At 39.0% G+C, this 22,916-nt stretch carries 28 protein-coding genes; 16 read left to right on the top strand and 12 right to left on the bottom strand.

Going from position 1 to position 22,916, the window contains the following annotated elements; all coding sequences use genetic code 11:
* Window positions 1-929: 929 nt before the first annotated feature.
* The 6 genes from D9R05_RS00275 (at window position 930) to D9R05_RS00250 (ending at window position 5,522) form a co-directional block, all read left to right on the top strand.
* Window positions 930-1,277, top strand: coding sequence for a single-stranded DNA-binding protein (locus D9R05_RS00275; RefSeq protein WP_121665803.1), 348 nt, complete (start codon window positions 930-932; stop codon window positions 1,275-1,277).
* An 85-nt stretch (window positions 1,278-1,362) separates the two neighbouring features.
* Entirely contained in the window at window positions 1,363-1,743 is a 381-nt protein-coding gene (locus tag D9R05_RS00270; protein ID WP_121665223.1) for a DUF6876 family protein, read from the top strand.
* Between the two features lie 20 nt (window positions 1,744-1,763).
* Window positions 1,764-1,961, top strand: a complete 198-nt coding sequence (locus D9R05_RS00265) for a hypothetical protein (RefSeq protein WP_121665222.1) — start codon at window positions 1,764-1,766, stop codon at window positions 1,959-1,961.
* A 544-nt stretch (window positions 1,962-2,505) separates the two neighbouring features.
* Window positions 2,506-2,886, top strand: a complete 381-nt coding sequence (locus D9R05_RS00260) for a BfmA/BtgA family mobilization protein (RefSeq protein ID WP_121665221.1) — start codon at window positions 2,506-2,508, stop codon at window positions 2,884-2,886.
* 11 nt (window positions 2,887-2,897) lie between these two features.
* Window positions 2,898-3,929, top strand: a complete 1,032-nt coding sequence (mobB, locus tag D9R05_RS00255) for a MobB family relaxase (RefSeq protein ID WP_121665220.1) — start codon at window positions 2,898-2,900, stop codon at window positions 3,927-3,929.
* Window positions 3,930-3,938: 9 nt separating this feature from the next.
* Window positions 3,939-5,522 (top strand): type IV secretory system conjugative DNA transfer family protein, encoded by a 1,584-nt coding sequence (locus D9R05_RS00250; protein WP_121665219.1) that lies wholly within the window; start codon window positions 3,939-3,941, stop codon window positions 5,520-5,522.
* 15 nt (window positions 5,523-5,537) lie between these two features.
* On the opposite strand, the gene D9R05_RS00245 is transcribed toward D9R05_RS00250, so the two are convergent.
* Window positions 5,538-5,969 carry a DUF2147 domain-containing protein gene (locus D9R05_RS00245; protein WP_121665218.1) on the bottom strand — a complete coding sequence of 144 codons (432 nt, stop codon included), beginning with the start codon at window positions 5,967-5,969 and terminating at the stop codon, window positions 5,538-5,540.
* 190 nt (window positions 5,970-6,159) lie between these two features.
* Between D9R05_RS00245 and D9R05_RS00240 the strand changes: the two genes are divergently transcribed.
* From D9R05_RS00240 to D9R05_RS15660, 7 genes are all read left to right on the top strand, one after another.
* Entirely contained in the window at window positions 6,160-6,477 is a 318-nt protein-coding gene (locus D9R05_RS00240) for a hypothetical protein (protein WP_121665217.1), read from the top strand.
* A 5-nt stretch (window positions 6,478-6,482) separates the two neighbouring features.
* A complete protein-coding gene (locus D9R05_RS00235) occupies window positions 6,483-6,983 on the top strand; it encodes a DUF2231 domain-containing protein (protein WP_008612784.1) in 501 nt (166 codons plus the stop codon).
* A 12-nt stretch (window positions 6,984-6,995) separates the two neighbouring features.
* Window positions 6,996-7,886, top strand: a complete 891-nt coding sequence (locus D9R05_RS00230) for a cation diffusion facilitator family transporter (RefSeq protein ID WP_008612781.1) — start codon at window positions 6,996-6,998, stop codon at window positions 7,884-7,886.
* Window positions 7,887-7,941: 55 nt separating this feature from the next.
* Window positions 7,942-8,373, top strand: a complete 432-nt coding sequence (locus D9R05_RS00225; protein ID WP_040879652.1) for a hypothetical protein — start codon at window positions 7,942-7,944, stop codon at window positions 8,371-8,373.
* Between the two features lie 145 nt (window positions 8,374-8,518).
* The gene (locus D9R05_RS00220) at window positions 8,519-9,307 is read left to right on the top strand and encodes a type IV toxin-antitoxin system AbiEi family antitoxin domain-containing protein (RefSeq protein ID WP_121665216.1); all 789 of its coding nucleotides are present in this window, start codon (window positions 8,519-8,521) and stop codon (window positions 9,305-9,307) included.
* Complete coding sequence (locus D9R05_RS15665; RefSeq protein ID WP_262696552.1) at window positions 9,304-9,678, top strand: nucleotidyl transferase AbiEii/AbiGii toxin family protein; 375 nt, start codon at window positions 9,304-9,306, stop codon at window positions 9,676-9,678. The genes D9R05_RS00220 and D9R05_RS15665 overlap by 4 nt, the downstream gene beginning before the upstream one ends.
* Before the next feature lie 38 nt (window positions 9,679-9,716).
* Entirely contained in the window at window positions 9,717-10,094 is a 378-nt protein-coding gene (locus D9R05_RS15660) for a nucleotidyl transferase AbiEii/AbiGii toxin family protein (protein ID WP_262696551.1), read from the top strand.
* Window positions 10,095-10,099: 5 nt separating this feature from the next.
* On the opposite strand, the gene D9R05_RS00210 is transcribed toward D9R05_RS15660, so the two are convergent.
* Genes D9R05_RS00210 through D9R05_RS00170 form a run of 9 tightly spaced genes read right to left on the bottom strand, consistent with a single transcriptional unit; the run spans window position 10,100 to window position 17,371 of the window.
* Window positions 10,100-10,465, bottom strand: coding sequence for a hypothetical protein (locus tag D9R05_RS00210; RefSeq protein WP_008612778.1), 366 nt, complete (start codon window positions 10,463-10,465; stop codon window positions 10,100-10,102).
* 7 nt (window positions 10,466-10,472) lie between these two features.
* Window positions 10,473-11,306: a DUF4138 domain-containing protein gene (locus tag D9R05_RS00205; protein ID WP_121665215.1), complete on the bottom strand. Its 834-nt coding sequence runs from the start codon at window positions 11,304-11,306 to the stop codon at window positions 10,473-10,475.
* A 55-nt stretch (window positions 11,307-11,361) separates the two neighbouring features.
* Window positions 11,362-12,291, bottom strand: a complete 930-nt coding sequence (traM, locus tag D9R05_RS00200) for a conjugative transposon protein TraM (protein WP_008615579.1) — start codon at window positions 12,289-12,291, stop codon at window positions 11,362-11,364.
* Between the two features lie 33 nt (window positions 12,292-12,324).
* Window positions 12,325-12,939 carry a conjugal transfer protein TraK gene (locus D9R05_RS00195; RefSeq protein WP_008615580.1) on the bottom strand — a complete coding sequence of 205 codons (615 nt, stop codon included), beginning with the start codon at window positions 12,937-12,939 and terminating at the stop codon, window positions 12,325-12,327.
* A gap of 11 nt (window positions 12,940-12,950) precedes the next feature.
* Entirely contained in the window at window positions 12,951-13,793 is an 843-nt protein-coding gene (locus D9R05_RS00190) for a hypothetical protein (protein WP_121665214.1), read from the bottom strand.
* 2 nt (window positions 13,794-13,795) lie between these two features.
* A complete protein-coding gene (locus tag D9R05_RS00185; protein ID WP_121665213.1) occupies window positions 13,796-14,365 on the bottom strand; it encodes a conjugal transfer protein in 570 nt (189 codons plus the stop codon).
* Between the two features lie 12 nt (window positions 14,366-14,377).
* Complete coding sequence (locus tag D9R05_RS00180; RefSeq protein ID WP_121665212.1) at window positions 14,378-16,774, bottom strand: TraG family conjugative transposon ATPase; 2,397 nt, start codon at window positions 16,772-16,774, stop codon at window positions 14,378-14,380.
* The gene (locus tag D9R05_RS00175) at window positions 16,767-17,045 is read right to left on the bottom strand and encodes a hypothetical protein (protein ID WP_121665211.1); all 279 of its coding nucleotides are present in this window, start codon (window positions 17,043-17,045) and stop codon (window positions 16,767-16,769) included. The genes D9R05_RS00180 and D9R05_RS00175 overlap by 8 nt, the downstream gene beginning before the upstream one ends.
* A gap of 38 nt (window positions 17,046-17,083) precedes the next feature.
* Entirely contained in the window at window positions 17,084-17,371 is a 288-nt protein-coding gene (locus tag D9R05_RS00170) for a hypothetical protein (protein WP_031428457.1), read from the bottom strand.
* Between the two features lie 189 nt (window positions 17,372-17,560).
* Between D9R05_RS00170 and D9R05_RS00165 the strand changes: the two genes are divergently transcribed.
* On the top strand, window positions 17,561-18,220 hold the full coding sequence (locus D9R05_RS00165; RefSeq protein ID WP_121665210.1) for an N-acetylmuramoyl-L-alanine amidase family protein: 660 nt from the start codon (window positions 17,561-17,563) through the stop codon (window positions 18,218-18,220).
* 129 nt (window positions 18,221-18,349) lie between these two features.
* Here D9R05_RS00165 and D9R05_RS00160 read toward each other — a convergent pair whose 3' ends face one another.
* Together D9R05_RS00160 and D9R05_RS00155 are read right to left on the bottom strand one after the other, a co-directional pair.
* Window positions 18,350-19,393, bottom strand: coding sequence for a PepSY-associated TM helix domain-containing protein (locus tag D9R05_RS00160; protein ID WP_121665209.1), 1,044 nt, complete (start codon window positions 19,391-19,393; stop codon window positions 18,350-18,352).
* 12 nt (window positions 19,394-19,405) lie between these two features.
* Window positions 19,406-21,757, bottom strand: coding sequence for a TonB-dependent receptor (locus D9R05_RS00155; protein ID WP_121665208.1), 2,352 nt, complete (start codon window positions 21,755-21,757; stop codon window positions 19,406-19,408).
* Between the two features lie 185 nt (window positions 21,758-21,942).
* On the opposite strand from D9R05_RS00155, the gene D9R05_RS00150 reads away from it, so the two are divergent.
* Together D9R05_RS00150 and merTP are read left to right on the top strand one after the other, a co-directional pair.
* Window positions 21,943-22,317, top strand: a complete 375-nt coding sequence (locus tag D9R05_RS00150) for an ArsR/SmtB family transcription factor (RefSeq protein WP_121665207.1) — start codon at window positions 21,943-21,945, stop codon at window positions 22,315-22,317.
* Window positions 22,314-22,916 (top strand): mercuric transport protein MerTP, encoded by a 603-nt coding sequence (gene merTP / locus D9R05_RS00145; RefSeq protein WP_121665206.1) that lies wholly within the window; start codon window positions 22,314-22,316, stop codon window positions 22,914-22,916. The genes D9R05_RS00150 and merTP overlap by 4 nt, the downstream gene beginning before the upstream one ends.

Genomic DNA, 22,916 nt, shown 5'->3' with positions numbered 1-22,916 from the left:
ATAGTTTTGATTTTTATTATATTTTGATTAACAAATATCTTAAAAATCTATTAACTGATAGACCTTAAATCTTCATTAGTTAATGAATTGGAATGAATGCTATGTTTCTTACCTTATTCAGCCATTCCCCTGCATTCCGCAGAAAAAGCTTCATTTCGGGAAAAGCGCTTCATTAAAAAGGTCTTGGACACAACTCCAAAGCTTTCGATTTCCATTCCACTTGCCCGCCCATTCCCGAGAAAGGTCGGGAAGCGGCCAAACTCCATTCCCATCTACATCTTTGAAGTCAAGTCCGCTTTAAATCCTACTTCAAAGGATAAACTGTTTTCATAAGCCGGTCAGCACATTGCCGCTCCATTCCGCGAAAAGCTACATTCCGGGCAAAGCGCTTCCCTACAAAGGTCTTGGACACCGTCCCCGATTGCTACTTTCCGTTCCGTTTGCCCTTCCCGCGCTGCCGGGAAGCGCACTCCATTCCAATACGAAACCGTGAACGGAGTCCGCTTTTCATCGGAATTCCATTTATAATTTAGTCCCGCCTCCTATGTTTTTGTACTTCACAAAAGGCATTTAGACCTACTCCCGCACCGCCGCTGTCCCAACCGTTTTTTTGTAAGCAAAATACCAACATTTGGAAGTTAAACGGACTGCATAACCGGTCGTACCTCCCTTTTATAAGTCCTTATTAATTCCAAATATTGAAAATGTATCAGCAACAAAAAAAGGTAACAGCGGACGGCTCTATGGGAAGTAAATCTAAACTGAATAGTATGAAATCTTACAAAAACATCAAAAAGGAAGCGGGACTAAAAAAACAAAAAAAGGAAAACGCTCTGGATATAATAAGTAAATCACTTCAAAAAAACATAAACGTAAACTATCCGAATGGGTCTCGGGTAGCATTTCAATTAATCTTTAAATCTTTTATTATGAGTACTTTAAAAAATCACGTACAGTTGATCGGAAACGTTGGACAGGAGCCAACCATTACGAACCTTGAAAGCGGTAAAAAGGTAGCCCGTCTTTCACTCGCCACAAATGAGTATTACAAAAACAGCGAGGGCGAAAAAATCCAAAATACCGAATGGCACACGATAGTAGCCTGGGGCAAAACTGCCGAAATCATCGAGAAATATGCCGGAAAGGGCAAAGAAATCGGGGTAACGGGAAAACTGAAATCCCGAAGCTACGAGGACAAGGACGGTATCAAAAGATATGTTACCGAAGTGGAAGCCAATGAAATTCTTTTGTTAGGTACTAAGGACGGCAATAGTTAAGCCGATTAATTTAAAAATAAAGAGGGCGTTTCCGTCTAAAGTTTCGCCCTCTTTTTCATTATCCATTAATTAAAATTAGATAACAATGAAAGCACAAGTTAACGAAATCAAAGAGGGATTACAACATTTTCACGGTTCAGAAACCGTGTTTCAAATCCCATTATTAAGAACCCGATACACCAACGGACTGAAATATTTGGCGGAAGCTGCGGAATGCTTTTGGCTGATAACCGATACCTCCGCATTTGCCAAAACCTTGATGGGCAAAAGCTATTTTGTAACCATCGACTTTAAAAGGTTGCCCAAGGAAAAACAGGATTATTCAGGCTATGAAGCCGAGATAATTTATAGTGATGGCAATGGAAATATTTTTGAAACCCACCGATACAATGTAACGGATTTTCCACTTGATGAATTAAGGTTATTTTTTGTGGATAATACGTTGATGTTACCGAGCGAATACTAACCCTTCAAAACCTAAAAATTATGATCTATCTAAATTTTTCAGACCTGAACGGGGAAGCCCAAGAGCGCCTTTTAAAAAGTTCAAAAAAGGACGTTGAGCATAAATTTGGAGATGATATCCGAAAATATGCCAAAGAACATTGCACCAATTTTGATGTGATGATCGAAGAGGAAGCACTACGGAATCTGTACAGTTATACCTATGTGTTTAATATTTGAAATTGTCTAAATAGGAATGGAAAAACCTTTGAAATTTCAGGGGTACATATAATAACTAAAAAGGGAAAATTCGCTGTTACCTGAATTTTCCCTTTGTTCTTTAGACCTTGAAAGGTCTACTGTTTAAATTTAATACTTTTTCTAAAAAAAGAAGCTATTTTTTAAGAAAATTATATCCCATAAGTTGAAAAATACCTATCTTTATTTCGCTGAAATTCAGCATTCAATTTTACGCAGGGGTATCCATTTTTTGACTTTCGCCGATAACCCTGCCCATCGAAAAATCACATAACGGGAAATTTTTTCCCTGAAATTGGCAATTGGCTTTTAGCCAGATTGTACGAAATTTTTGTTCGCCCGTGGCGAACGAAAAGGAGTAGCAAGAGGGTAACACGCGATGCGATGTTAAGTACTCCTTTTCCTTGTTAATAATCTGATTTTTAAATACTTAAAAATTATTCGATTATTTAGATTTCTACAATTTGCGACAAACGCCCTGTGAGCGCCCATTTTTAGGGAAGGATTTGCGACAAATCGGCGAATTATGGACTCATTTATAGGCATTAGATTCAAAAAGGAAACCGCCAAGCGTTTCCAGCAATTTTCAAGAGCACACTTCAAATCACACACCGAGGCAATGGCTGTGATGCTCGATTTTTTCTTCTACAACGAAATATCCCCACGGGAAAAACTGGGCCCGACCGGAAGGACGATCGAGGCAAATTTAAAGAAACGGATCAATGCGGTAATCGCCATAATGAGGGATATGGAAAAGACCCAAACCAAACCCACCGTGGCGATGATCGAATCCCTTTTTCAGACCGAAGTACCCAAAAAGAAACCCTTGATCTTAGAGAAGAAATTTGTGGAAGAAAAGAAGGAAGTACGTTTCCGAGAAAAGCAAAACCAAAGTAAAGAACTATAAATTTTTGAGCTATGTATATCACGATCACACCCCAAAAATTAGGAGGAAATTATTCACAAAGTTCAGGCGATTTTGTGGGCTATTTGGAAAAGGAAAATCAAGGTCTGGAACAGGAAGAGATGGAACACTTTTTCAATCAATATGGCGATGAGTTTTCAGCGGAAGAAGTGGTAAAAGATATTGATGGAAACGGTGCAAAATTAAAAAAGAAAGAACCTAAATTTTATTCAATTACGGTCAGTCCGTCGAAGTATGAATTAAACAGATTGCAGAACAGCAGCGAAGATTTAAAAAAGTACACCCGTGAGCTGATGAAAGATTATGTAGCATCATTCAACCGGAAAATCAATGGGCGGCCAGTCAATATCGATGATATAAAATATTATGCAAAAATTGAACACCAACGAACCTTTAAGGGAACCGACAAACAGATCAAGGAAAACCAACCCTTTGCCACCAAAATACTTCAGCTGAAAAACGAGATCCGAAGTATTGAAAGCGGCTCGATGGAAGGAAGTGTTAGGAAACGAGAAAAAGAAATCGCAAAACTGGAACGCCAAGCGCCACACCAACAGGATGGCAAACGGATCGTCCAGGGAATGCCCAAGGCCGGAAACCAAAGTCATATCCACATCGTCGTGAGCCGGAAAGACGCTTCCAATTCGTTCAGTCTTTCGCCCGGGAGCAAATACAAAGCCTCCGATGTCGAGATGAACGGTAAGAAAGTCAAACGGGGTTTCGACCGGGACAAGTTTTTTGAAAATGCCGAAAAGACCTTTGACAGGACGTTTGGCTACCAAAGAAACTTCGCAGAAACCTACAAGGCGAGGAAGGATTTTATTAAAAACCCAAAAATCTATTTTGCCTCGTTGATGAAACTGCCCACCAATGAAAAAGCGATTGCTTTTAAGTTGATGCGGGAAACGGGTATCCCGATAATGCCAAGTATCCCGACCAATCAAGCACAGCTTGCCCTAAAGGTTTTCAATAAGCTGCGCAAGGGTTTGGATGTGGCCATCAAATCAAGTTCCATCGGAATCTAAATCTTAGTTATGCAACTGGACAACCTTACAACGGTACTCGCAATCATTGGTTTAACAAGTACGCTATTTTATATGCTGTACAGGTTGACGCGTTATGCCTTTATTTTAAACGTGATTTTACTTGGGGTTCTGGTGTTTTACCAATCGAGCAACAATGAACTGATTTTGATTTCATTGATTCTGGTTTGCCCGCTGATGCTAATTAATACGGGACTGTACGTTTTTTTGCACAAAACGGACGAGCCAAAAAGTGCCGAGAGCAAGTATCGTGTAAGCTTTGCAACGAGCAAGGAAAGTTTTACATTGGAAAATGTAAAACGTGGAGCATCCATCATAGGATCTGCCGGAAGTGGCAAGACCGAGAGCGTAGTTTATGGTTTCCTGAAACATTTCCAAAAAGAGGGCTTTTGCGGGATCATTCACGACTACAAAGATTTTGAGTTGACGGAAATGGCTTATCCGCTTTTCAAGGATAGTGACATCCCTTTTAAAGTGATTTCCTTTGATAAAATTATACATAGGGTCAATCCTATTGCCCCACGGTATTTAGAGAACGAGGAAAGCGTAAACGAGGTTTCCCGGGTGCTGATCGAGAACTTGTTGGAGCAAAGGGAGTCCGGAACTTCGGGAACGACCAAATTTTTCAATGATGCTGCGGAAGGATTGATTGGTGGACTGATCTGGAAGCTAAAAACCTCTTATCCAAAATTCTGTACCCTGCCGCATCTGATCGCCATTTATCAGTATCTGGACACGGACAGTCTCATCCAGTTTTTGGAAACCAACACAACAGTACGGGCAATGGCGGACGCTTTTATAAGCGGAAAGGATTCCGAACGGCAGACCGCCGGTGTAAAAAGCACCTTGGCCAATGCACTAAAACGGATAAGCACCCAACGTATCTTTATGGCATTATCCGCAGACGAAGTGCCGCTCAACATCAATAATGAAGATAACCCTGCGGTAATTTCGATTGTGAACAATCCAAAATTTGAAACCTCCTATTCGCCCGTCATTGCAACAATAATCCATACGATCACCAAACAAATGAGTGTGCGCAATTCCAAACCATCGTTTCTGTTGATGGAAGAAGCCCCGACCATACGGCTATTGAATATGCACCGGATTCCGGCAACTTTGCGGAGTTATGACATTGCCACCATCTACGTGATGCAGGACAAGATACAGAACGATATGATGTACGGCGATAAGGCAAGCAAGGCGATCTTGAGCAACCTTTCCTACCAGTTTTTCGGTAAGGTAAATGACCCGGACACCGCCAAATATTACGAACGCTTTTTTGAGATTATAAAGGATCCTACCAAAAGCGTGAGCCGTGGGCATAACCTTGATTTTGATACCCGCATAACCACAGGGGAAAAGGAAATCCCTAAAATCCGGGCAGATGTATTCTTTCGCTTGAAACAGGGCGAGTTTATAACCTATGCCGATGGGAAGGATAAAAAAGTGCAGTTTAAATTGCAGCAGATTCAGCGAGAGCTTCCCGAGGAATCAAAGCAATTTACCCAAGTTGATTTAGAAACTAATTTTGAGCGGGTTTATGAGGAGGCGAGGTCGATATTTGAAAAATGAAGTTATGCATCATTTCTACTCCGTCATCCGTTCCCATTCCATTGTTTTATAGAAAAAGCCAATGTAGCCCCGAACGTTCAAAATATTGGGGTCATTTTCATCGAGCCATATTTTTGACCGGTAAACTTTTCCGTCATTCGGATTGGTAATTGTCCCATCAACATATTCTTCTCCGTCCTTCTCATAATTTTTCATTAAAACAAGGCCTTCTATTTTCTTGTTTTTGTCGTCTCCTTCACATTCGGTGCAAAGGTTATCGCGGTCTTCTTTATCCATAATCCGTAAAACCTTGCCATATACTTTTCCGTTTTTTTGAAAGACCTCTACTATAGAGCGAACTTCGCCGGTGTGACGATTGTATGTTTCCCACTTTCCAAAAATATCCTGGGCATTTGAGTAAAAACAAGAAAGCAAACCAAAACTTATACTTAATAACCAATTTTTCATACGTAAGATAACCGAGTTTTTTATAAATTATTTTGAAGATTCTAAAAAAACCTTAAATGTAATATATTTCTTACACTTGTCTTCTGTGATTATTATTTGATGGTTCTATAAATTCATCAATCAATTATCAATATTGATAAGCATTTGAACGATATTTTAGTAACTTTGAAAAACTAAAAATTCAAAAAAGATGAAAAAATTAATTTTAACCGCACTATTCGGCTGCCTATTTTTATTGAATTCCTGCGGAGAAAACAAGAAAACCGACATAGTGGATTCAGGTACTTATCAAGGTGTTGCCGAAACAGTAGAGCCGGGAGAGAAAGAAATTTATGTTAGGACTTCAGATGATAAATTGTTGGAACTCTATTTTACCGATGAAACGACCCTAACCAAAGATGGTAGCACCACTACCTTCGACAGTTTAAAAGAAGATGGCAAAGTAGAGGTTACCGTTGAAAAAAAGGGTAATAAGCTCGTGCCTATTTCTGTTAAAGTCTTAAACTGATTTTAATGGCAGAAATTCCTTCAATATGGAGGGAAGAATTATGGCATTCTTTTCTCGTCCATTTGCCTATTGTTACCCTATTATTGGCTTCAATAGCAGCACTATTGAAGCCTTTTTTCTCAAATGATGGTCATAAACTTTTTTTAGGTCAAACGACCATTGTAATGTTGTTTATTGGAGTGTTGAGTGGCTGGATTACCATTTATACCGGGGAATTGGCGTACGACATTGAAGTAAGGAAAATATGTGATCCCGAGGTGCTTCAAGAACACCAATGGTGGGGTTATGCTAGCCTTATCACGTATTCCGTTGCATTGGCATTGATAATAGGCTTTCGATTTATGCCCAAGAGATTTTTATCCTTGGCAAGGCCTTTTTCCCTTCTTTTATTGGCTGCCGGACTTTTCGGACTTTGCTACACTGGGCATTTAGGTGCCTCCCTCGTTTATCAGCAAGGCGCAGGAACCTATCAGCCTTCCCCCGATTGTTCTGAATTTGTTAAATAAAACGGGCGGTCAATGGGTGTTACAAACGAGGAAACGGCAATAAAATCAAGCTACTTTAGCATAGTGGGCAATATTTTATTGGCCTTGATCAAGGGAAGTGCCGGTATTTTAGGAAATTCTTACGCTTTAATAGCTGATGCCATTGAATCTACCGCTGATATTTTTTCTTCAACATTTGTTCTTTTAGGTTTAAAATACGCACAGAGGCCACCAGATAAAAACCATCCCTATGGTCATACCCGAATAGAACCTTTGATTACCTTTTTGGTGGTTGCCTTTTTGGTGACCTCTGCTACCATTATCGCTTATGAAAGTATCATCAATATACAAACTCCGCATAAAGTCCCTAAAGCTTGGACACTCATTGTTCTTGGTGTAATCATCATTTGGAAAGAAGGGTCTTATCGCTATGTTTCCAAAAAAGCGGCGGTAACGAACAGTTCGTCGCTCAAAGCCGATGCGTGGCACCACCGAAGCGATGCCATTACATCAGTTACCGCTTTTATTGGTATCAGTATTGCATTGATCTTTGGAAAGGGTTATGAAACTGCCGATGATTGGGCGGCACTTTTTGCATCTGCTTTTATTTTGTACAATTCCTACCTTATTTTCAGGCCGGCACTTGGCGAAATAATGGACGAACACGTTTATGATGATCTGGTAGAGAAAATCTGTGACGTATCACTAAAAGTAGATGGAATATTGGGAACGGAGAAATGCTTTGTCCGTAAAGCAGGGATGAAGTACCATTTGGATCTACACGCCACCGTCAATGGAAAAATAAGTGTTGAAGAAGGCCACGACCTTGCGCATAAACTGAAAGATAGATTGCATAATGAACTCCCCCAATTAATGAATATTTTGATTCATATTGAGCCAGATACCCTTTCTGATGATGCCTAGTTGTGATGCGTTTTACCAAACCTGATCGAAAAATGGAATTTTTAAGTATATAAATATGACTGTTAAGATAATCAAGCTCTTTTTGCGATTGGCAATTTCATTCGGATTTTTATCGGCAGTGGCCGACAGGTTCGGAATATGGAGCAAAAATGTTTCTGTTTGGGGCAATTGGGATAATTTTCTGGGCTATACCCAACTGATAAATCCTTGGATCCCGAATTCACTCGTCCCCACCATCGGAATTTTGGCCACAGGAGCTGAAATTATTTTTGCGGTTTTTTTGATAATCGGATTTAAGACGGAACTGTTTGCAAAATTGAGCGGATTGCTACTTTTACTGTTTGCTTTGTCAATGACCTTTTCAACCGGAATAAAAGGAGCTTTTGATTTTTCTGTTTTTACTGCTTCTGCCGGAGCTTTTGCTTTAAGTCTTATGAAACGGAAATATTTGGAAGTGGACAATTTGATCTTTAAATCGAAAACCTGAACGAAAGATAAAAGCGTCAGCACAACTTTTGCTATAAGCAACTGTGTGGGTTAGTGCACAACTACGCATTATCTTGAGCTTTTAATAGTATTTATTTTAGTTTTATGTCTAAAAACTATATATTGCTCTAATAATTACTAAAGTTATGGTAACGGAATATATTGATAAATTGCTGTCTGTGGAAGAATATTCTTTTTCCCTTGATGAACTATTGGAAAAGACCACGAAGAGCAAAAATGCAATTTGGCTGGAATTGGCTCATTTAATTGAAAAGAACAAAGTCATTAATTTAAGAAAAGGTTTTTACCTAATACTCACTCCCAGATATTCCAATTTCGGAAAACTACCCATAAGTCTCTATATCGATAAACTTTTTGATTATTTAGACCGTAGTTATTATTTGGGTTTTTATAGTGCCGCAAAAGCTTATGGTGCAAGCCATCAACAAGCCCAGCACGATTATGTAATGACAGTAACTCCCAAACTATTGAATATTCAAAAGTCGGCCATTAATATCCGGTTTTTGACCACTTCCGCTTGGCCGGAAAAAAATATACTTTCCAAAAAATCAGATGCCGGTATTTATCATATTTCCAGTCCGGCGTTGACCTTGGCAGACTTGGTGCATTATCAAAATAAATTGGGGGGGCTGAACCGGATGCTATCCACCATCGAAGAATTGTTGGAAGAAGTTACCCATAATGATCTTGATGATTTATTGAGTTGGTATGGCAATAAGGCAACACTCCAACGACTGGGTTTTTTATTGGATGAAATAGATCAAGAGAATAGTTTGTCCAATTTAATTTTTCAACATTTGGAAAATCAAAAAATACATCCGGTTTTATTGAAGCCGACCAACCAACAACGACCTGGTTCGGTGGATAATAAATGGAAGGTAGATACCAACCTACAGTTAGAAAGCGACTTATGATTTCAAAACCTTATATAGCCCAATGGCGGGAAAACGCACCTTGGAAAGAATTTGCACAGGTTGAACAGGATTTAGTCATTAGCCGAGCATTGGTGGCAATTTTTGACGATGATTTTTTGAGGGAGAACCTCGCTTTCCGTGGTGGTACAGCCTTACATAAACTTTATCTCAACCCCGCTCCAAGGTATTCCGAGGATATTGACCTTGTACAGGTTAAGGAAGGCCCTATCAAACCCATTATGAAGCGCATAGGCGAGGTCATTACTTTTTTTGAGGAAGATAGGCGTACACAGGTAAAAGGGGGCACGGAGCAAAAGCGCTGTACCGTTTTACATCGGAATATGAAAATGAGCGTCGCCGGCTCAAGATAGAGATCAACTGCAAAGAACATTTTAAGGTACTGAAGTGAATGGAATTCTCGTTTGATATAGATAACCCCTGGTTTTCGGGAAGAGCGGATATTAAAACATATAAAATCAATGAACTTTTGGGCACGAAGTTAAGGGCACTCTATCAACGAAGTAAAGGAAGGGATTTGTTTGATCTGGATTATTCCAGACAAAATGTAGATATCGACATTGATGAAATTATCAAGTGCTTTAAGGCTTATATGGAATTTTCCGTTGGCAAAGTCCCTTCACAAAAAGAGTTCCTCCTAAATATGGAAGCCAAAGAAAACGATGCAGCTTTTGAAGGTGATATGGAAGGCTTGTTACGGCCGGAAATCCAATACGATCAAAAAGCTGCGTTCCATTGGTTGAAGGAAACGGTAATTCCACAAATGTAACTATTTCAAAACGGCCCTTTCTCCCTTGGCCCTTGCTGCGTAACCTTCCATTGACCATCTACCTTAAGCAGTTTGAATAATTCAGGATTTTCTTCATAAGAGGTTGTAAACCTTACCCAAGCGGTCTTATCATCGGAAGTTTCTTCCAAAACTTTAAAATTGGAATCCCCTGATTTGCCTGCGGTCATCAAATCCTGTATCATTTTTAGACCTTCAAAACCTTCGGGGGTGGTATGTTTCTTTAGGGTTGTATTATCTTTATTGTAGAAACTTTCCACCACGATTTTTGAAGTTTCGCTCGGCGAAAGATCTTGTTTCCCAGCACAGGACAGAAAAAGTGCTACTAACGAAAAAATGGCTATTCTTTTCATATCTAAGTTAATTTGGGTTATTGATAAATCTATGCGATATTTTTAATTTTAAGTGCCTTTCCCCGTTCTTTTCGTTGATCTCTAAAACCGCCCTGCGGTCATTGCTTATCGAAAATTTTGGCAGCACGTAAACCAGTCTAACGGTTTCATTTTCAACTACTTTGGTAGGCAGATTATATTTAAAAATAGGCTCTTGATAAAGACTTTGCAATGATTTCTTTTTACCCTTTTGTCTCGTCTCTACCGATAATTTTAAGAAATTCAGATCGTAATCCAAGGTAGATTTATTTTCAATCTGGATTACGAAGTAAAGCTCTTCCTTATCAAAAACAATGTTTTCAATACTTAAAACGATGCCCTCATTTCGCTTTTTTATACGACCAATCCGTTGCTTTCGATCAATTAAATAGGAACAAAATTTTTGGTAATAATAGACCTCATTTCCCAACTCCTTCTTAAACACAACTACTTTTGTCGAATCAGCAACAATAGGCTTTTCATTGCCGATGCTTTTAGACTTCGGTATAAAATAATTCAGTCTATCAAGCTGTTTCTTATACCTTACAATATACGAAAAAACTGAACCATTTCTATTGACCACCAACAGATTACTTTCCATTCCCGGCTTTGCTTGGAGCAATCCAAAATACTGTTCTTTCTCGCGATTGTAGGTGAATACAAAATTGTCTGATCCCGTAATTCCCTGACGTATGGGTTCTGGGAAGAACAAGGCCACGTTCTTTTGGTCATTGGCATAAATGGTATCGAGTGTGATAGGTGTTTGCGCTTTTGCGAAGGCTGTACCGCACAGAAATATTGAGATAAAAATATAATTTTTCATAAGAGTGAGTTTTTAAATGCCCTACTTGTCCCGAATTCAGTTCGGGATTATGGGGTCATAATTTAGGCTTTAGGATTAGTCTGTAATTGTTGAGTACGGTAACCTTTACGTTCCGGTGGTTGCGCTGAAATATCTTTTTGAAACCGCTTACTTGTGGTACACCCGTAATGTTTATGTCATCCACCATATCGCCTACAACTTCGCTGGTTACCTCTGCACGAAAGTTGTTTTCCACATAAATGCCATCGCTACCATCCTGTAGATCGAATGCTTTCAGTTTTGTGGGTTGATGTTGAATGTTCTCGATCTCAATCAAAACCCGATTGGGCTGAAAACTGATAAAACCGTAAATTGGAGTGTTTTTTGGAATCCGTTTGCTATTGATGGTGGCGGTTTTGGTCAGGCGCATCCGCAAACGCGAATTTGCCTTGACTACTTGGTCACCATCTACAACGGCATAGATTACAGCATCCGTTGAACCGGACACGGAAACAGTGCTTTCCTTGGGATCGGAAGCAAAAAACAACTGGTGTTCCAGCCCCATTTCCTTTGCAGCAATTTTTTCTTCCGCTTTTATTGCAGCGGAGTCAACCACTTTTGCGACCTTGACAACAGTTTTCTTAACCCCAATATTCCGATAATTTTTTTCGGAATACTTGATTTTCCCTGCGGAGTAGATACTATCCACAATGCGTTCCTTTTCCTGTTCGGGCAAATCTGGATCGTAAAAGCCGAGGGAATCGATCAGCTTTTCATCGTAGATGCTTGGTGCGTTGGTTTCCCGCACTTCCTTAAGATCATTGATGGCATCCAGTTTGGAATCGTACTCCTTTTGATCTTCTTCCAATGCGGGAACCGACGTCTCTTTAAGGTTTTCGTTTTCACTTTCATCATTGCCCATAACCATAATGGAATAGGAAATCAGGAAAATGAATACTACGGCAAGCACCGCTGCAAAGACTATTTTGTTCTTTTCTATCTTCATAATCATTGGTTTTTAAATGCCCATTATGGGCTTTCAATTTTCATTGTTCAGTTTTTTAAGGGATTTTTCAAAATAGTTCGTAATCAACAATCCGTGTGGATTGTTGGGGAAGTTTCGGTCGACCGTAATCAGGTTTCCGGTGGAAACCAGTTCATAAGTATCGATAATCGAACCCCGATTGATTTCAAATACGGTAACCGTCTTGAAGGTGTAAACTCCATTTTTTTCCTCGACTTGGGAATCGATACTGACCACCTTTTGGACTAATGAATATTGCAGTAACCGATTATAGACACCATCGGCCTTCTTTTGGCGATAGAGATTGTCCACGGAACTGTTACCCAACCAAAGTGCCTTTTCCAAGTTCTTTTCATAATTGCTTGCATCAATGTTGTAGAAGTAATTGTGGAACAGTTCCAAATGGGCCAAGGCTTCCACCTTAAAGTTTTCCTTTTGGGTAACGAGTTTTAGGGGAATAATACTTCCATCGGTATTGATCGCAAAGGCATTGTTCAGGACTTTTTTATTGATGTTGAATACCATCCAAACGGCAAAGAAACTGGACAAAACGGAGCAAATGACAACGGCCAAGACGATGAACCGATTAATTCTAAGGACTGCGTAAATATTTTTATAAGGTGTTTTCATTTGTATGGGTTTTAGGCAGTAAATAATTTTAGGGTAAATGAGGTCGCGCGCCGGTAAAGTTTGAATTTTAGAAAGACGATAAATCCTACCGAACCAAGCTGTACGACCGGGGCAAAAAAGCCGCTACCAACGTCAGTTCCAAATAAGTTCGTCCAGAAATTGGTATTTATCTCGGTATAAAGCGCATTGACGAATACATTGACCAGAAAGAACGCAGGTACCAGCATATAAACAGCAGCGTACAATTTGAAAAAGTTATAGGCGAGCGAACGGAACTTTTCAAAAACGGCAAGGCTTATGACCAATGGGAAGAATGCCTGCATTATTCCCAACAAGAAGAAACGTTCCGCAAGGAATAATGGGTAAATGAACAAATCGAGAATCCATAATATTGTACTCACGACGAAGGCAAATATCTTAAAACCGAAAAGTGGTGTTACCAAAGCTTCATAAAGCAAAGACATTGCGGCCTGGGCTGCTTTTATAATATTTACCTCTTCCTCAATGGGAATATCCTGCATCTGCAAGGGCAACAAAGCCGGAGCAGTTCCCCGATATTGTACTTCGATGGCCACCAGAATACCGTCAAAAAAGCCCAATACCTGTGTTGAAAATATGACCAGAAGAACGACCGCGAAATTTTTGATCAGTTCCGCTGGACTTAATCCCCAAGTATAACTACCCTGATCTGTAACGCCCTCATTATATTTTTTGAGGATGTTGATCAGAAAGAACAGTACGGCAAGCGTTTTCATTCCCGCAATGGTATATTGTGAGAAGCTGCTGTTCTGTATGGTCTGGAAAACGGTATCAACGTATTCCAAGCCTATCCCTAAAATGATTGCCGCGGTCATAATTAATATCCTGTTTCCCTATTATTGATTTTATCCTGCATCTTGCGGAAAGAAATTATATCTCGGTATCGTTTAGTTTTCAATGTGATTTCCGAAACCATTTCTTTCGATTCCAGTTCTTTTTCTTTCAAGATTTCTGCACGTTCGGCATCGCTCATTTTTAGATAATCACTTGATAAAACTTGATCAATAAAGTCAACCGTTTCCAAGGAGTTTTGAACTATGGCATCGAACGATTCCACAACTCTGCTAACTTCATCTGGTTTGATGTAAGGCGAGTTCAGGATATCCTGTAGGTCATTTTGCATTACATTGATAAGGCGCTGATTATTCTGACCAATTTCTTGAACAGCTCTTAACTGTTGTACCACGTTTGATACTTTCTCAATGCTTTCCTTCGCATCTTTTAGGAACTTTACAGACTTTATCATTTGAGCCGTCTGTTTCCCAGATTCTATAAGTTGCTTTACCAAGCTGATAAAATTGGTATTGTCATAAGTAGGCATTCCTTGCGCTTTCATATTGAAGCTGAACAGTAATGCCATTGCGAGAATTAAGAGTTTTGTTTTCATTGTTTATATATTTTAAGATGAATATTCCGTGATTGCTTTTTCCATATCCTGATGTTTTTCGAAAAGCTTCATTATTTCTTCATTTTCCTTTCCATCCGTGAGATAAGCGGCATATACTTCCTTGGGAACTTCAAGCCTAAAAATGTTACTCTCCTTACCAATCTTGATGAACATTTCAGTGTACTTTCGTTTTCCGGAAAGATTGTTCTTGATGGATTTTAATTGGTTTAAATCGTGGCTTGATAGGTTAAGCCGCTTGACAAGTTCCGCATAGCCTTTCTCGTTGTTCAGGCTGTAGATAACCTGTGTATTTTCTAGGATGCTTGCCGAAGTTGAATTATTTGGAAGTTGATTGATGGATTGCAGAATAATCCCAATCGCTCCGTTCTGTTTACGGATGGCCTGATAGTAGAATTCAACACTTTCCAGTACGTTTTCAAACTTCAACTGCTTGGCAAACTCATCGAAAAGGATGATCCCCTTTTCCGCACGGTTCTTCCAAATGGTTCGTTGGATGGCGGACTTAATGAGCTTCAACATTACGGACAGGATTTCCTTATTGTCCTTTACTTCGTCCAGCTCAAAAACGATCAAACGTTTATCCTCGATTTTATAGGTCTGGTCTTCTCTGACTTCAAAGAGGAAGCTATATAGCCCATCGCCAACATACTCCGACATCACGTGCAAGAAGCCCGTAACATTGAAGTAGTCCCGATGGATTTTAAGTTTACCCAAAAGGTCTTTTTGGTTGCGCTCGATAAAATGATAAAAACCATCCAAGGAGTGGTTTTCTAAAGTGCTATCATAATAATGGCGCAATATTTTCTTGACGGAAACAGATTGTGCCTTGGTTACTTTTAAATCGGAAGCGAACAGCTCAAATAGGAACACCGATAAATCTTCCAAGCGTTCCGGTGTTAGGTCATTGATATCGCTGATGTAAAATGGGTTGATTCCCAGGTTCTTTCCACTTTCATAGCGCAAGACGGTGTACTGTTCTGGATAGAGTTTGGCGAATTTGGTATAAGAACCACCCAGGTCGATGATGACCAGGCGAACACCACTTTCAAAATATTGTCGAAGGATATTGTTTGCTAAAAAGGATTTGCCTTCACCGGTGGGCGCGAAAATGGCAAAATTCCGTGCCTTGATTCGCTTTTTTTGTTCGTCCCAGACATCTTTGAGAACAGGAATATTATGTTCCCGGTCGTTAAAGATGATTCCGGTAGCATCCGATTTGTAGTTGGTGTTATTGATGAACAGGCAAAGCGCGTGTTTCAGATCGGTTACGTACAGATCATTATTCGAGAAATTGGAAGAAAAACAGCAGTAGCTGTTCAGAATGTAATTCTTACGTTCCTCGCCCCGTGGATAATAGGGAATAATATCCAATTCCTTAAACTCGGTTTTTATTTTAGAAGAAATTCTATCAAGGCTCCGGGCCTCCCGGTCCCAATAGACAATATTCAAATGACCACGAATAATCCGGGCATTATCATCGGCATTGATCTGGTCAAGAATGTGCTGGATTTTTCCAAGTACCACTTTGTTTTGCGAACCAAAGTTGGAACTTTTGTTCAGTTCCTCGACTTTCTTATCGAGCAGCTTGCGCCACTTTTGTTTATCGTCCAGATAAAGAATTTGGTTGACGATGTGGTTTTCGTTTAGCGTAAGCCCTAAACCATCAATAAACCCTTGATGAAATACAAAATCGTCAGAAGTGAATTTCTCATTGGGCTTGCTGCTCTGTACACTTTCGCCAAAGCACAGTTCGCTGTTGATGGCCAGGGCATCAAAATAATTTTCGCCTATATTGACGTTTTTCTTTTCAAGTAAAATATCCGTATCAAAACCTTCATTGAAGCCATTGAAATACCCATTGGTCAGTTGCTCAATCCCTTTCGCTTCAAGCGGAAGAAATTCCATTTTACGGCTATTGTTGATAAAGGAAACCGAATCACTTACCGAGCCGATAAAACGTTGCACGGTATCATCGAGTTCCCTAATAATACTCTTTGAAACCTTTCGGAAAGGGTTGACATATTTTGGATTGTTGAGCGCTTTATTCTTGGTCAGGATAAAGAACAGGAAGCAGCGGTGCTCCATATACTCACGCCCTTTAAAATGGTCGTGAGTCGCCTTTTCCAGAAAGGTTTTACTGGGCAGTTGTTCCGAAGAGTAGGATTTTTTCAAATAAATGTCCTGTTTATGGATTACCGTACCCACGGGTAATGACTTCAAAGCCTGAAACCAAGCCCCGTGCATATCCTCAAAATCTTTTTCGGACAAGGAATAAATCTCGGGCAAATTGCCTTCGTAACATAAGACTACGTTGCCATTGTTGGCAAAAATGATATTGTCCTGAATATCTGCGATGGGTCGGTATGCCGAAAGGTTAATCTTATTCATAATCGATGTCGGAGTTTCTTTTGTTACTGATGATTTTAGGGAATGCTTTCGCTATCTGGAAAAGCTGTGGATTGCCGGTTATCCGGGTCAAAGCGATATACAAAGCTGAATTGAAAAGCAATACGCCAATGATAATCCCGAAGCTGAACGAGAAGATGATGACCAATAGTGAAGCGAGGATGGAAACCATCATTAGGGCAAACAGGGATATGGGCAGTCCGAAAATGACCGCCCGTTTCCTGATGTTTTTATAGACCTCGAACTTTTTCATAAGTACAGTTGATTACTTTAAAAATGCCTCTTAGAGGCTTAGACTACGATGCCGATTAGGTAAGTAAAGATGCCCACGACCGCGCCGGCAATCAGAACAAATACAAGTACACGGGTAATCCCTTTTTTAAGGTCAGCGTTTTCCCCGAAGAAGTGCCCTGCATTGAAAAGGAAACCGATAAGGAAGATGACCCCAAGGATGATCGGGAAAATGGTTCTGATGGTATTGGAAACATCATCGACCGAATCTTCGATGCCTCCAATTTGGGCAAAAAGCGATGTTGAGAGCAAAGACAAAAAAGTTGCCAGATAGATTGATTTTTTCATAACGGAACAGTTTAAATTTTTGATTCATTTTCGTTAAGGGAAAAATACATATATTTGCTTACAAATAACTGATAATCAAATATTTGTGAATAAAATATTATTTGTATTGAATTGAATTTGGATGGTGTTATTTGATATCAAATTCTATGGATTTCGGATGGTAGGGTGTTGATAACTCGAAAAGTGAAAATGAAAAAAGTGCTCAAAAACGTCAGTTTTGTCTTTTTGCTCCTAAAAATGTGCTTCGTTTTGGGACAAGAACCGGTAACCCAAAAACGAATTGTTATTGATGTTGGGCACGGTGGAAAAGATTCCGGTGCGATAGGGTTAAATGGAATTAAAGAAAACGATGTGGTTCTTGGGATTGCAAAAGAAATATGCATACTGAATAAAATGATTTTCAAAGGCAGGTACGATATTTATTTAACGCGATACGATGACAGATTTATACCGCTTTCAGACAGGAGCCGATTGGCGAAGTCTTTAAACGCCTGTATGTTCGTTTCCCTGCATTGCAATGCTTCCACAAACAATTCCAGAGGAATGGAGGTTTATACCCTGAATTCCTTTTCTGAAGATTCAGAGCCGAACATTAAAAAATCGATTGCCCTGGGGACGGAAATTTTGGGCGAAGCCAAGCTTCATCTTAAAATTGAGGACAGGGGGATGAAATTTGCCAACTTTCAAGTGCTAAGGGAAACAATTGGGCATTGCCCAGCTATTTTGGTTGAATTGGGGTTTCTTACCAATAGCGATGAAAGTGCCTATTTTTTAGAAACCTCAAATGTCAAGGCAACGGCCTTGGCTATTTTGTTGGGAATGGATAACTACTTAAAAATACAACTATGAAAGAATTGTTTCTAAAAGTGATAAGAATTATTCGGGAATTGATATTGACCTATATAATAGTGATTTTGAAATGCCGAAATTAAAATGAGGGATTAATCAGGTACTGCATAAAGTTCATCATTCAATTTCTTAAATGCGACGTAATTTTTTTCGTTTTAACCAGATGAAATAACCAGATATGGATAAAAAAGGACCGGACAGCCCGACGATACAGTACATAACTTTACTGACCCAACCTCCGTATTGACCGAAGTGGAGCGGCAGGATACTACTATTGAACTTAGTAATGAAGTCTGCTTCATTAATCTTATAAATACTTACAACAGCTCCGGTTTTATAATCGACGGAGACCTTATTGTAATATTTACTTAAATAAAACGGATCATTTTTGAAAGTGCCATTAAAAATAATATTCCCTTTTTCTGAAGAGGGCAACCTAATGTAGCTTGCTCTGAAATTAGGATATTCTTTTTCAAGTTTAATTAAAGATGCTTCCAATGATGTTTTTACTATGGGGGGCGAAGGTTCTACACTTTCACTCAATCCTGAATTGACAACTTTATACGCCAAAAAGATCCCCGTGATTGCAATGACGAGATTCAATAACACGGCCCAGACCCCCACATATCGATGAAGGGCAGAATAAAAAGTCCTTTTATTGCTCTTTTTTATTTTAGTTCTAAATAAAAGCGTTTTAACAATCATTTTACGGTAAAGGATGATCCCGGTAAGCAAAGAAAGAAAAAAAGCAATTCCTGCAAAAAGCACCAGAAACCTACCGATAATCCCGGAATACAGGGAATAATGCAGTTTTAAAATCCATTTCGTAAAATGAGTGTTCGCATTTATAACTTTGATAATATTACCTGTACCGGGATTGACAAAAACATATTTTCTAGCTTCCGGTCTCCTTAAATTAAATAGAATAGTTTTGCCCTTCCCGAACTTAATTATCCTGGTGTCCCAATCAGGAAATTTTTCTTGAACTACTGCTGTGGCTTTATCTAACTGTAAATCGGTAGTGTTGTTTTCCACATCGTATTTACTAAAAAGCAGATGGTCTATATCTTCTGTAAAAACCAATACAGAGCCCGTAATGCCCATAACAAATAAAAATGTGCCTGCAATAATTCCGAAATAGGAATGGTATTTTAATAGGACCCTGTTTTTCATATAATCACACTGCTATAAATGTACGGTAAGCGACACATTAAATTGCGTCCCATTGGCCTTTATGTAATTGGAGTCCCTTGCATTCCATTGGGAAATTGGCGGGTAGTAATCTTCATTCAATAAATTTCTGACACCAACGCCTATTTCTGTAGTAGGGGTAAGTTGATAGTTTGTGGTAAGGTTAAATATATTAAAGCTGTTTACCGGGCCTTTACCATACGTATACCCCCCGTTTTCATTTGGTTCAAAGCGATTTCTATCGCCGCTGTAAATATGGGTTAGACGTGCATCAAACTTATTGTTCCATTTGTAGGAAACATAGGAAACAAGCTTTAGTGGTGGGATTCTATCCCCTCCTATAAAAGTGTCATAATCCCCATTATCTTGGGTATCTATTTTACCTTCTGTATAAGAAGCCGAAGTTCCAAAATTGACGTTCCTCAAAAGTTCGGTATCCAAAGAAAGCTCAAATCCGTACACTTTTTCAGGTTGCCTTAATATTTCAAAGGCACCGCTTGGGGTTTCCCTATAAGTAGAACCCAAATCTGAGGTACTGATAAAATATGCACCGCTCAAACTTGTGCTTCCTAAATGGGTATTAAAACCAGCTTCATAATTATTTGCTATCACGGCTTCAGAGTTTATTTGGTTGATAGTATTTTCTGTTGCAGAGCGTAATGTCCTTCCTAAATCTGCAACCGAAAAACTTTGGGAGAAACTAACAAAAGGTTTAAACGCCTGCCATTTGTTATAACGTATCCCCGCATTGAATACCGTGGCATTGTAATTTAATTCTCCCCCTTTAATATCTATCCCGCCACTATTGGGAGTTGTTTCGCCTACATTATACCTGGTAAGTGTGGTATAATCCGGAACCTGAATATTGATATTTTCTAATCTGATCCCTGCCTTTAGGACAAAATTTGTATAAAGTGTTTTTAATTGTGCATAAGGCGCAAAATTTTTCATATCCATTTGCGGCACCCATTTCCTGCCATCAACTAATTCCTGAGAAGTTTTATCATTTAAAATATCAACTCCATAAAGAATATTCCCCGTTACATTACCGAAAGAATACGGGGTTTTAAAGTTTAATCTTGCCCCTTTTTTTGTAGATAATATTGATGATTGTCCGCCATCGAAACCTAAATTGGGATCGTAAAAACTGTCTGTATAACCATAGACCGTTTTAAAATCCTGCAAATAGAGATTTAACCTGAAATCGGAACTCCCAAAAATATCATCGTAATCATAGGTTAATTGTGCATTATGATTGTACCTATTGCCCTGATCTTCCCCCAGGTCTTCCCCAAGGATACCAATGGTTGGGGTTTGGCCATAAATGCCAACCTCGGGAATATAATCGGAATCCTGGTTACTGCTGAAGTAATTGTACATTAACTCAACCCGTTGTTTTTCGGTAATTTGATAATTTAATTTGCCAAATAGGCTGTACTGACTTGTCTCTCCCAAACCATAAAATGGCGACAAAACCGCACCGTTCGCATCTTTATAAACACCTGTTTGCCTAAACCTTCCGCTTGTCACGTATCCCAACTTGCCAAGCTGCCCAGAAAATGTTTGGGTCACGTTGGCCCCTACGGTTTTATCAATATCCGCCAAAGCGCCTTCAGCCCCAATGGAAGTAGTACTTTCCAATTTTTTGGTGGTGTTGGGTTTTTTGGTGATGTAGTTTACAATGCCACCGTCTGCACCATTCCCATATATTGCGGTGGCACCTTTTATCACTTCAATTCTTTCCAAGGTGCTCGGGTCAATGGTATTTACATCCCTTCCTCCTTTACGAAGAGGTGTGGACTGTGGGATTCCGTCAATCAATATAAGCATATTCCTTCCTCTTAGAGTCTGTCCGGTACTGCTTGTTCGGTTAGAACTTAAGGCCAGGCCGGGTACTTCAGTCAGTACATCTGCGACAGAATTACTCGTTTGAGCTAGATTTTCGATTTGGCGAGCGTTCAATACCGAGACGGAAGAAGGCACTTCGTCCAAAGTTTCACGGGTCCTGTTGGAAGTGATTATGACTTCCCCCAACTCTTGGTTTGAGTCCATAAGGGTAAAGTTAAGTGTGATAGCTTTTTGGCTGTTTATCTCTATAAGTTTGTTCTTCGATTTATATCCCAAAAAACTAACCCTGACAGTATAATTGCCATTCTCAATATTTTTAATGGAATATTTTCCCTCAAAATCGGTAATGGTTCCCTTGGATGGGGTTAACATTATATTGGCTCCCATAAGGGGTTCGCCATTTTTATCTTTGACGGTACCCTTTAATGTTGTTTGTGCATATGCAATAGAACTAAATAAACTAAACGTGGCAAATAGTAATTTTAAGTTGAATTTCATTGGTCGATAATTTAATTTTTGCCAAATATAAAAATTATATTTATTTAGACTTATTATAAATTAAGGAATTTTATTTTTATTTTCTCTTATCCCCAGACATCTTATAAAAGGCAATTAAATTGAAAGAATTATAATTTTATTATTTAAGAATTTGCTTAAATAAGAAATAATCGTAATTTTGTTTTATGGAAAATAATTCTTGCATAAGACAACAAGCGGATATTGAACAAATAAACCGTTGCAAAGACACAGTTTCGAAATTAAGTGAATCGTTCGACTATTTAGCGAATGGACTTTCATTGGTCGGAAATAGCGTTCGGCTGAAAATACTTTACCTACTCTTTGAGGAAAAAAGACTTTGTGTTTGTGATTTAAGTGATATTCTCGGAATGAACATTTCTGCTATTTCTCAACATTTAAGGAAAATGAAAGACCGAAATCTATTGGAAACCGATAGAGAAGCCCAAACGATTTTTTACTCACTCACAACTGAATACGAAAAAATGCTAAATCCGTTTTTTGAGATACTTGATAAAAACAAAATTTTAGAAACGATATGAAAAGTGACAACAAATTAATAGGTGCAGGTGTGTTAACTGCAATTACAGCATCATTATGTTGTATTACACCAGTTTTGGCTCTAATCGCAGGAACAAGCGGAATTGCTTCAACATTTTCTTGGATAGAACCTTTTAGACCTTATTTAATCGGACTGACAATTTTAGTTCTGGGTTTTGCTTGGTATCAAAAGCTAAAACCTAAAAAAGAAATTGACTGCGAATGTGAGACGGACGAAAAACCAAAATTTATTCAATCAAAAAAGTTTTTAGGAATTGTAACCGTATTTGCAATTGTGATGTTGGCTTTCCCATACTATTCAGGAATTTTTTACCCAAACACAGAAAAGCAAATAATCGTAGTTGACAAATCGGACATTAAAACAACTGAATTTAAAATCAGCGGAATGACTTGTGCGAGCTGTCAAGAACACGTAAATCACGAAGTAAATAAACTAAATGGAATTGTAAACTCAAAAGCGTCCTACGAAAATGGAAATGCAATCATTGAATTTGACCAAACCAAAACGAACGAAACGGAAATTGAGAAAGCAATTAACTCAACAGGTTATAAAGTAACCGACAAAAAAGAAATCAATTAG

Source organism: Mesonia aquimarina (assembly GCF_003667275.1).
Taxonomy (GTDB): Bacteria; Bacteroidota; Bacteroidia; order Flavobacteriales; family Flavobacteriaceae; genus Mesonia; species Mesonia aquimarina.
The sequence above is the reverse complement of the archived record's forward strand: the minus strand, read 5'-3'. Positions and strand labels throughout refer to the sequence as shown.

Excerpts from the sequence above, each read along its gene's own strand:
- D9R05_RS00275 (WP_121665803.1), top strand. The coding sequence starts at position 930 with ATGAGTACTTTAAAAAATCACGTACAGTTGATCGGAAACGTTGGACAG.
- D9R05_RS00270 (WP_121665223.1), top strand. The coding sequence starts at position 1,363 with ATGAAAGCACAAGTTAACGAAATCAAAGAGGGATTACAACATTTTCAC.
- D9R05_RS00265 (WP_121665222.1), top strand. The coding sequence starts at position 1,764 with ATGATCTATCTAAATTTTTCAGACCTGAACGGGGAAGCCCAAGAGCGC.
- D9R05_RS00260 (WP_121665221.1), top strand. The coding sequence starts at position 2,506 with ATGGACTCATTTATAGGCATTAGATTCAAAAAGGAAACCGCCAAGCGT.
- mobB (WP_121665220.1), top strand. The coding sequence starts at position 2,898 with ATGTATATCACGATCACACCCCAAAAATTAGGAGGAAATTATTCACAA.
- D9R05_RS00250 (WP_121665219.1), top strand. The coding sequence starts at position 3,939 with ATGCAACTGGACAACCTTACAACGGTACTCGCAATCATTGGTTTAACA.
- D9R05_RS00245 (WP_121665218.1), bottom strand. The coding sequence starts at position 5,969 with ATGAAAAATTGGTTATTAAGTATAAGTTTTGGTTTGCTTTCTTGTTTT.
- D9R05_RS00240 (WP_121665217.1), top strand. The coding sequence starts at position 6,160 with ATGAAAAAATTAATTTTAACCGCACTATTCGGCTGCCTATTTTTATTG.
- D9R05_RS00235 (WP_008612784.1), top strand. The coding sequence starts at position 6,483 with ATGGCAGAAATTCCTTCAATATGGAGGGAAGAATTATGGCATTCTTTT.
- D9R05_RS00230 (WP_008612781.1), top strand. The coding sequence starts at position 6,996 with ATGGGTGTTACAAACGAGGAAACGGCAATAAAATCAAGCTACTTTAGC.
- D9R05_RS00225 (WP_040879652.1), top strand. The coding sequence starts at position 7,942 with ATGACTGTTAAGATAATCAAGCTCTTTTTGCGATTGGCAATTTCATTC.
- D9R05_RS00220 (WP_121665216.1), top strand. The coding sequence starts at position 8,519 with ATGGTAACGGAATATATTGATAAATTGCTGTCTGTGGAAGAATATTCT.
- D9R05_RS15665 (WP_262696552.1), top strand. The coding sequence starts at position 9,304 with ATGATTTCAAAACCTTATATAGCCCAATGGCGGGAAAACGCACCTTGG.
- D9R05_RS15660 (WP_262696551.1), top strand. The coding sequence starts at position 9,717 with ATGGAATTCTCGTTTGATATAGATAACCCCTGGTTTTCGGGAAGAGCG.
- D9R05_RS00210 (WP_008612778.1), bottom strand. The coding sequence starts at position 10,465 with ATGAAAAGAATAGCCATTTTTTCGTTAGTAGCACTTTTTCTGTCCTGT.
- D9R05_RS00205 (WP_121665215.1), bottom strand. The coding sequence starts at position 11,306 with ATGAAAAATTATATTTTTATCTCAATATTTCTGTGCGGTACAGCCTTC.
- traM (WP_008615579.1), bottom strand. The coding sequence starts at position 12,291 with ATGAAGATAGAAAAGAACAAAATAGTCTTTGCAGCGGTGCTTGCCGTA.
- D9R05_RS00195 (WP_008615580.1), bottom strand. The coding sequence starts at position 12,939 with ATGAAAACACCTTATAAAAATATTTACGCAGTCCTTAGAATTAATCGG.
- D9R05_RS00190 (WP_121665214.1), bottom strand. The coding sequence starts at position 13,793 with ATGACCGCGGCAATCATTTTAGGGATAGGCTTGGAATACGTTGATACC.
- D9R05_RS00185 (WP_121665213.1), bottom strand. The coding sequence starts at position 14,365 with ATGAAAACAAAACTCTTAATTCTCGCAATGGCATTACTGTTCAGCTTC.
- D9R05_RS00180 (WP_121665212.1), bottom strand. The coding sequence starts at position 16,774 with ATGAATAAGATTAACCTTTCGGCATACCGACCCATCGCAGATATTCAG.
- D9R05_RS00175 (WP_121665211.1), bottom strand. The coding sequence starts at position 17,045 with ATGAAAAAGTTCGAGGTCTATAAAAACATCAGGAAACGGGCGGTCATT.
- D9R05_RS00170 (WP_031428457.1), bottom strand. The coding sequence starts at position 17,371 with ATGAAAAAATCAATCTATCTGGCAACTTTTTTGTCTTTGCTCTCAACA.
- D9R05_RS00165 (WP_121665210.1), top strand. The coding sequence starts at position 17,561 with ATGAAAAAAGTGCTCAAAAACGTCAGTTTTGTCTTTTTGCTCCTAAAA.
- D9R05_RS00160 (WP_121665209.1), bottom strand. The coding sequence starts at position 19,393 with ATGAAAAACAGGGTCCTATTAAAATACCATTCCTATTTCGGAATTATT.
- D9R05_RS00155 (WP_121665208.1), bottom strand. The coding sequence starts at position 21,757 with ATGAAATTCAACTTAAAATTACTATTTGCCACGTTTAGTTTATTTAGT.
- D9R05_RS00150 (WP_121665207.1), top strand. The coding sequence starts at position 21,943 with ATGGAAAATAATTCTTGCATAAGACAACAAGCGGATATTGAACAAATA.
- merTP (WP_121665206.1), top strand. The coding sequence starts at position 22,314 with ATGAAAAGTGACAACAAATTAATAGGTGCAGGTGTGTTAACTGCAATT.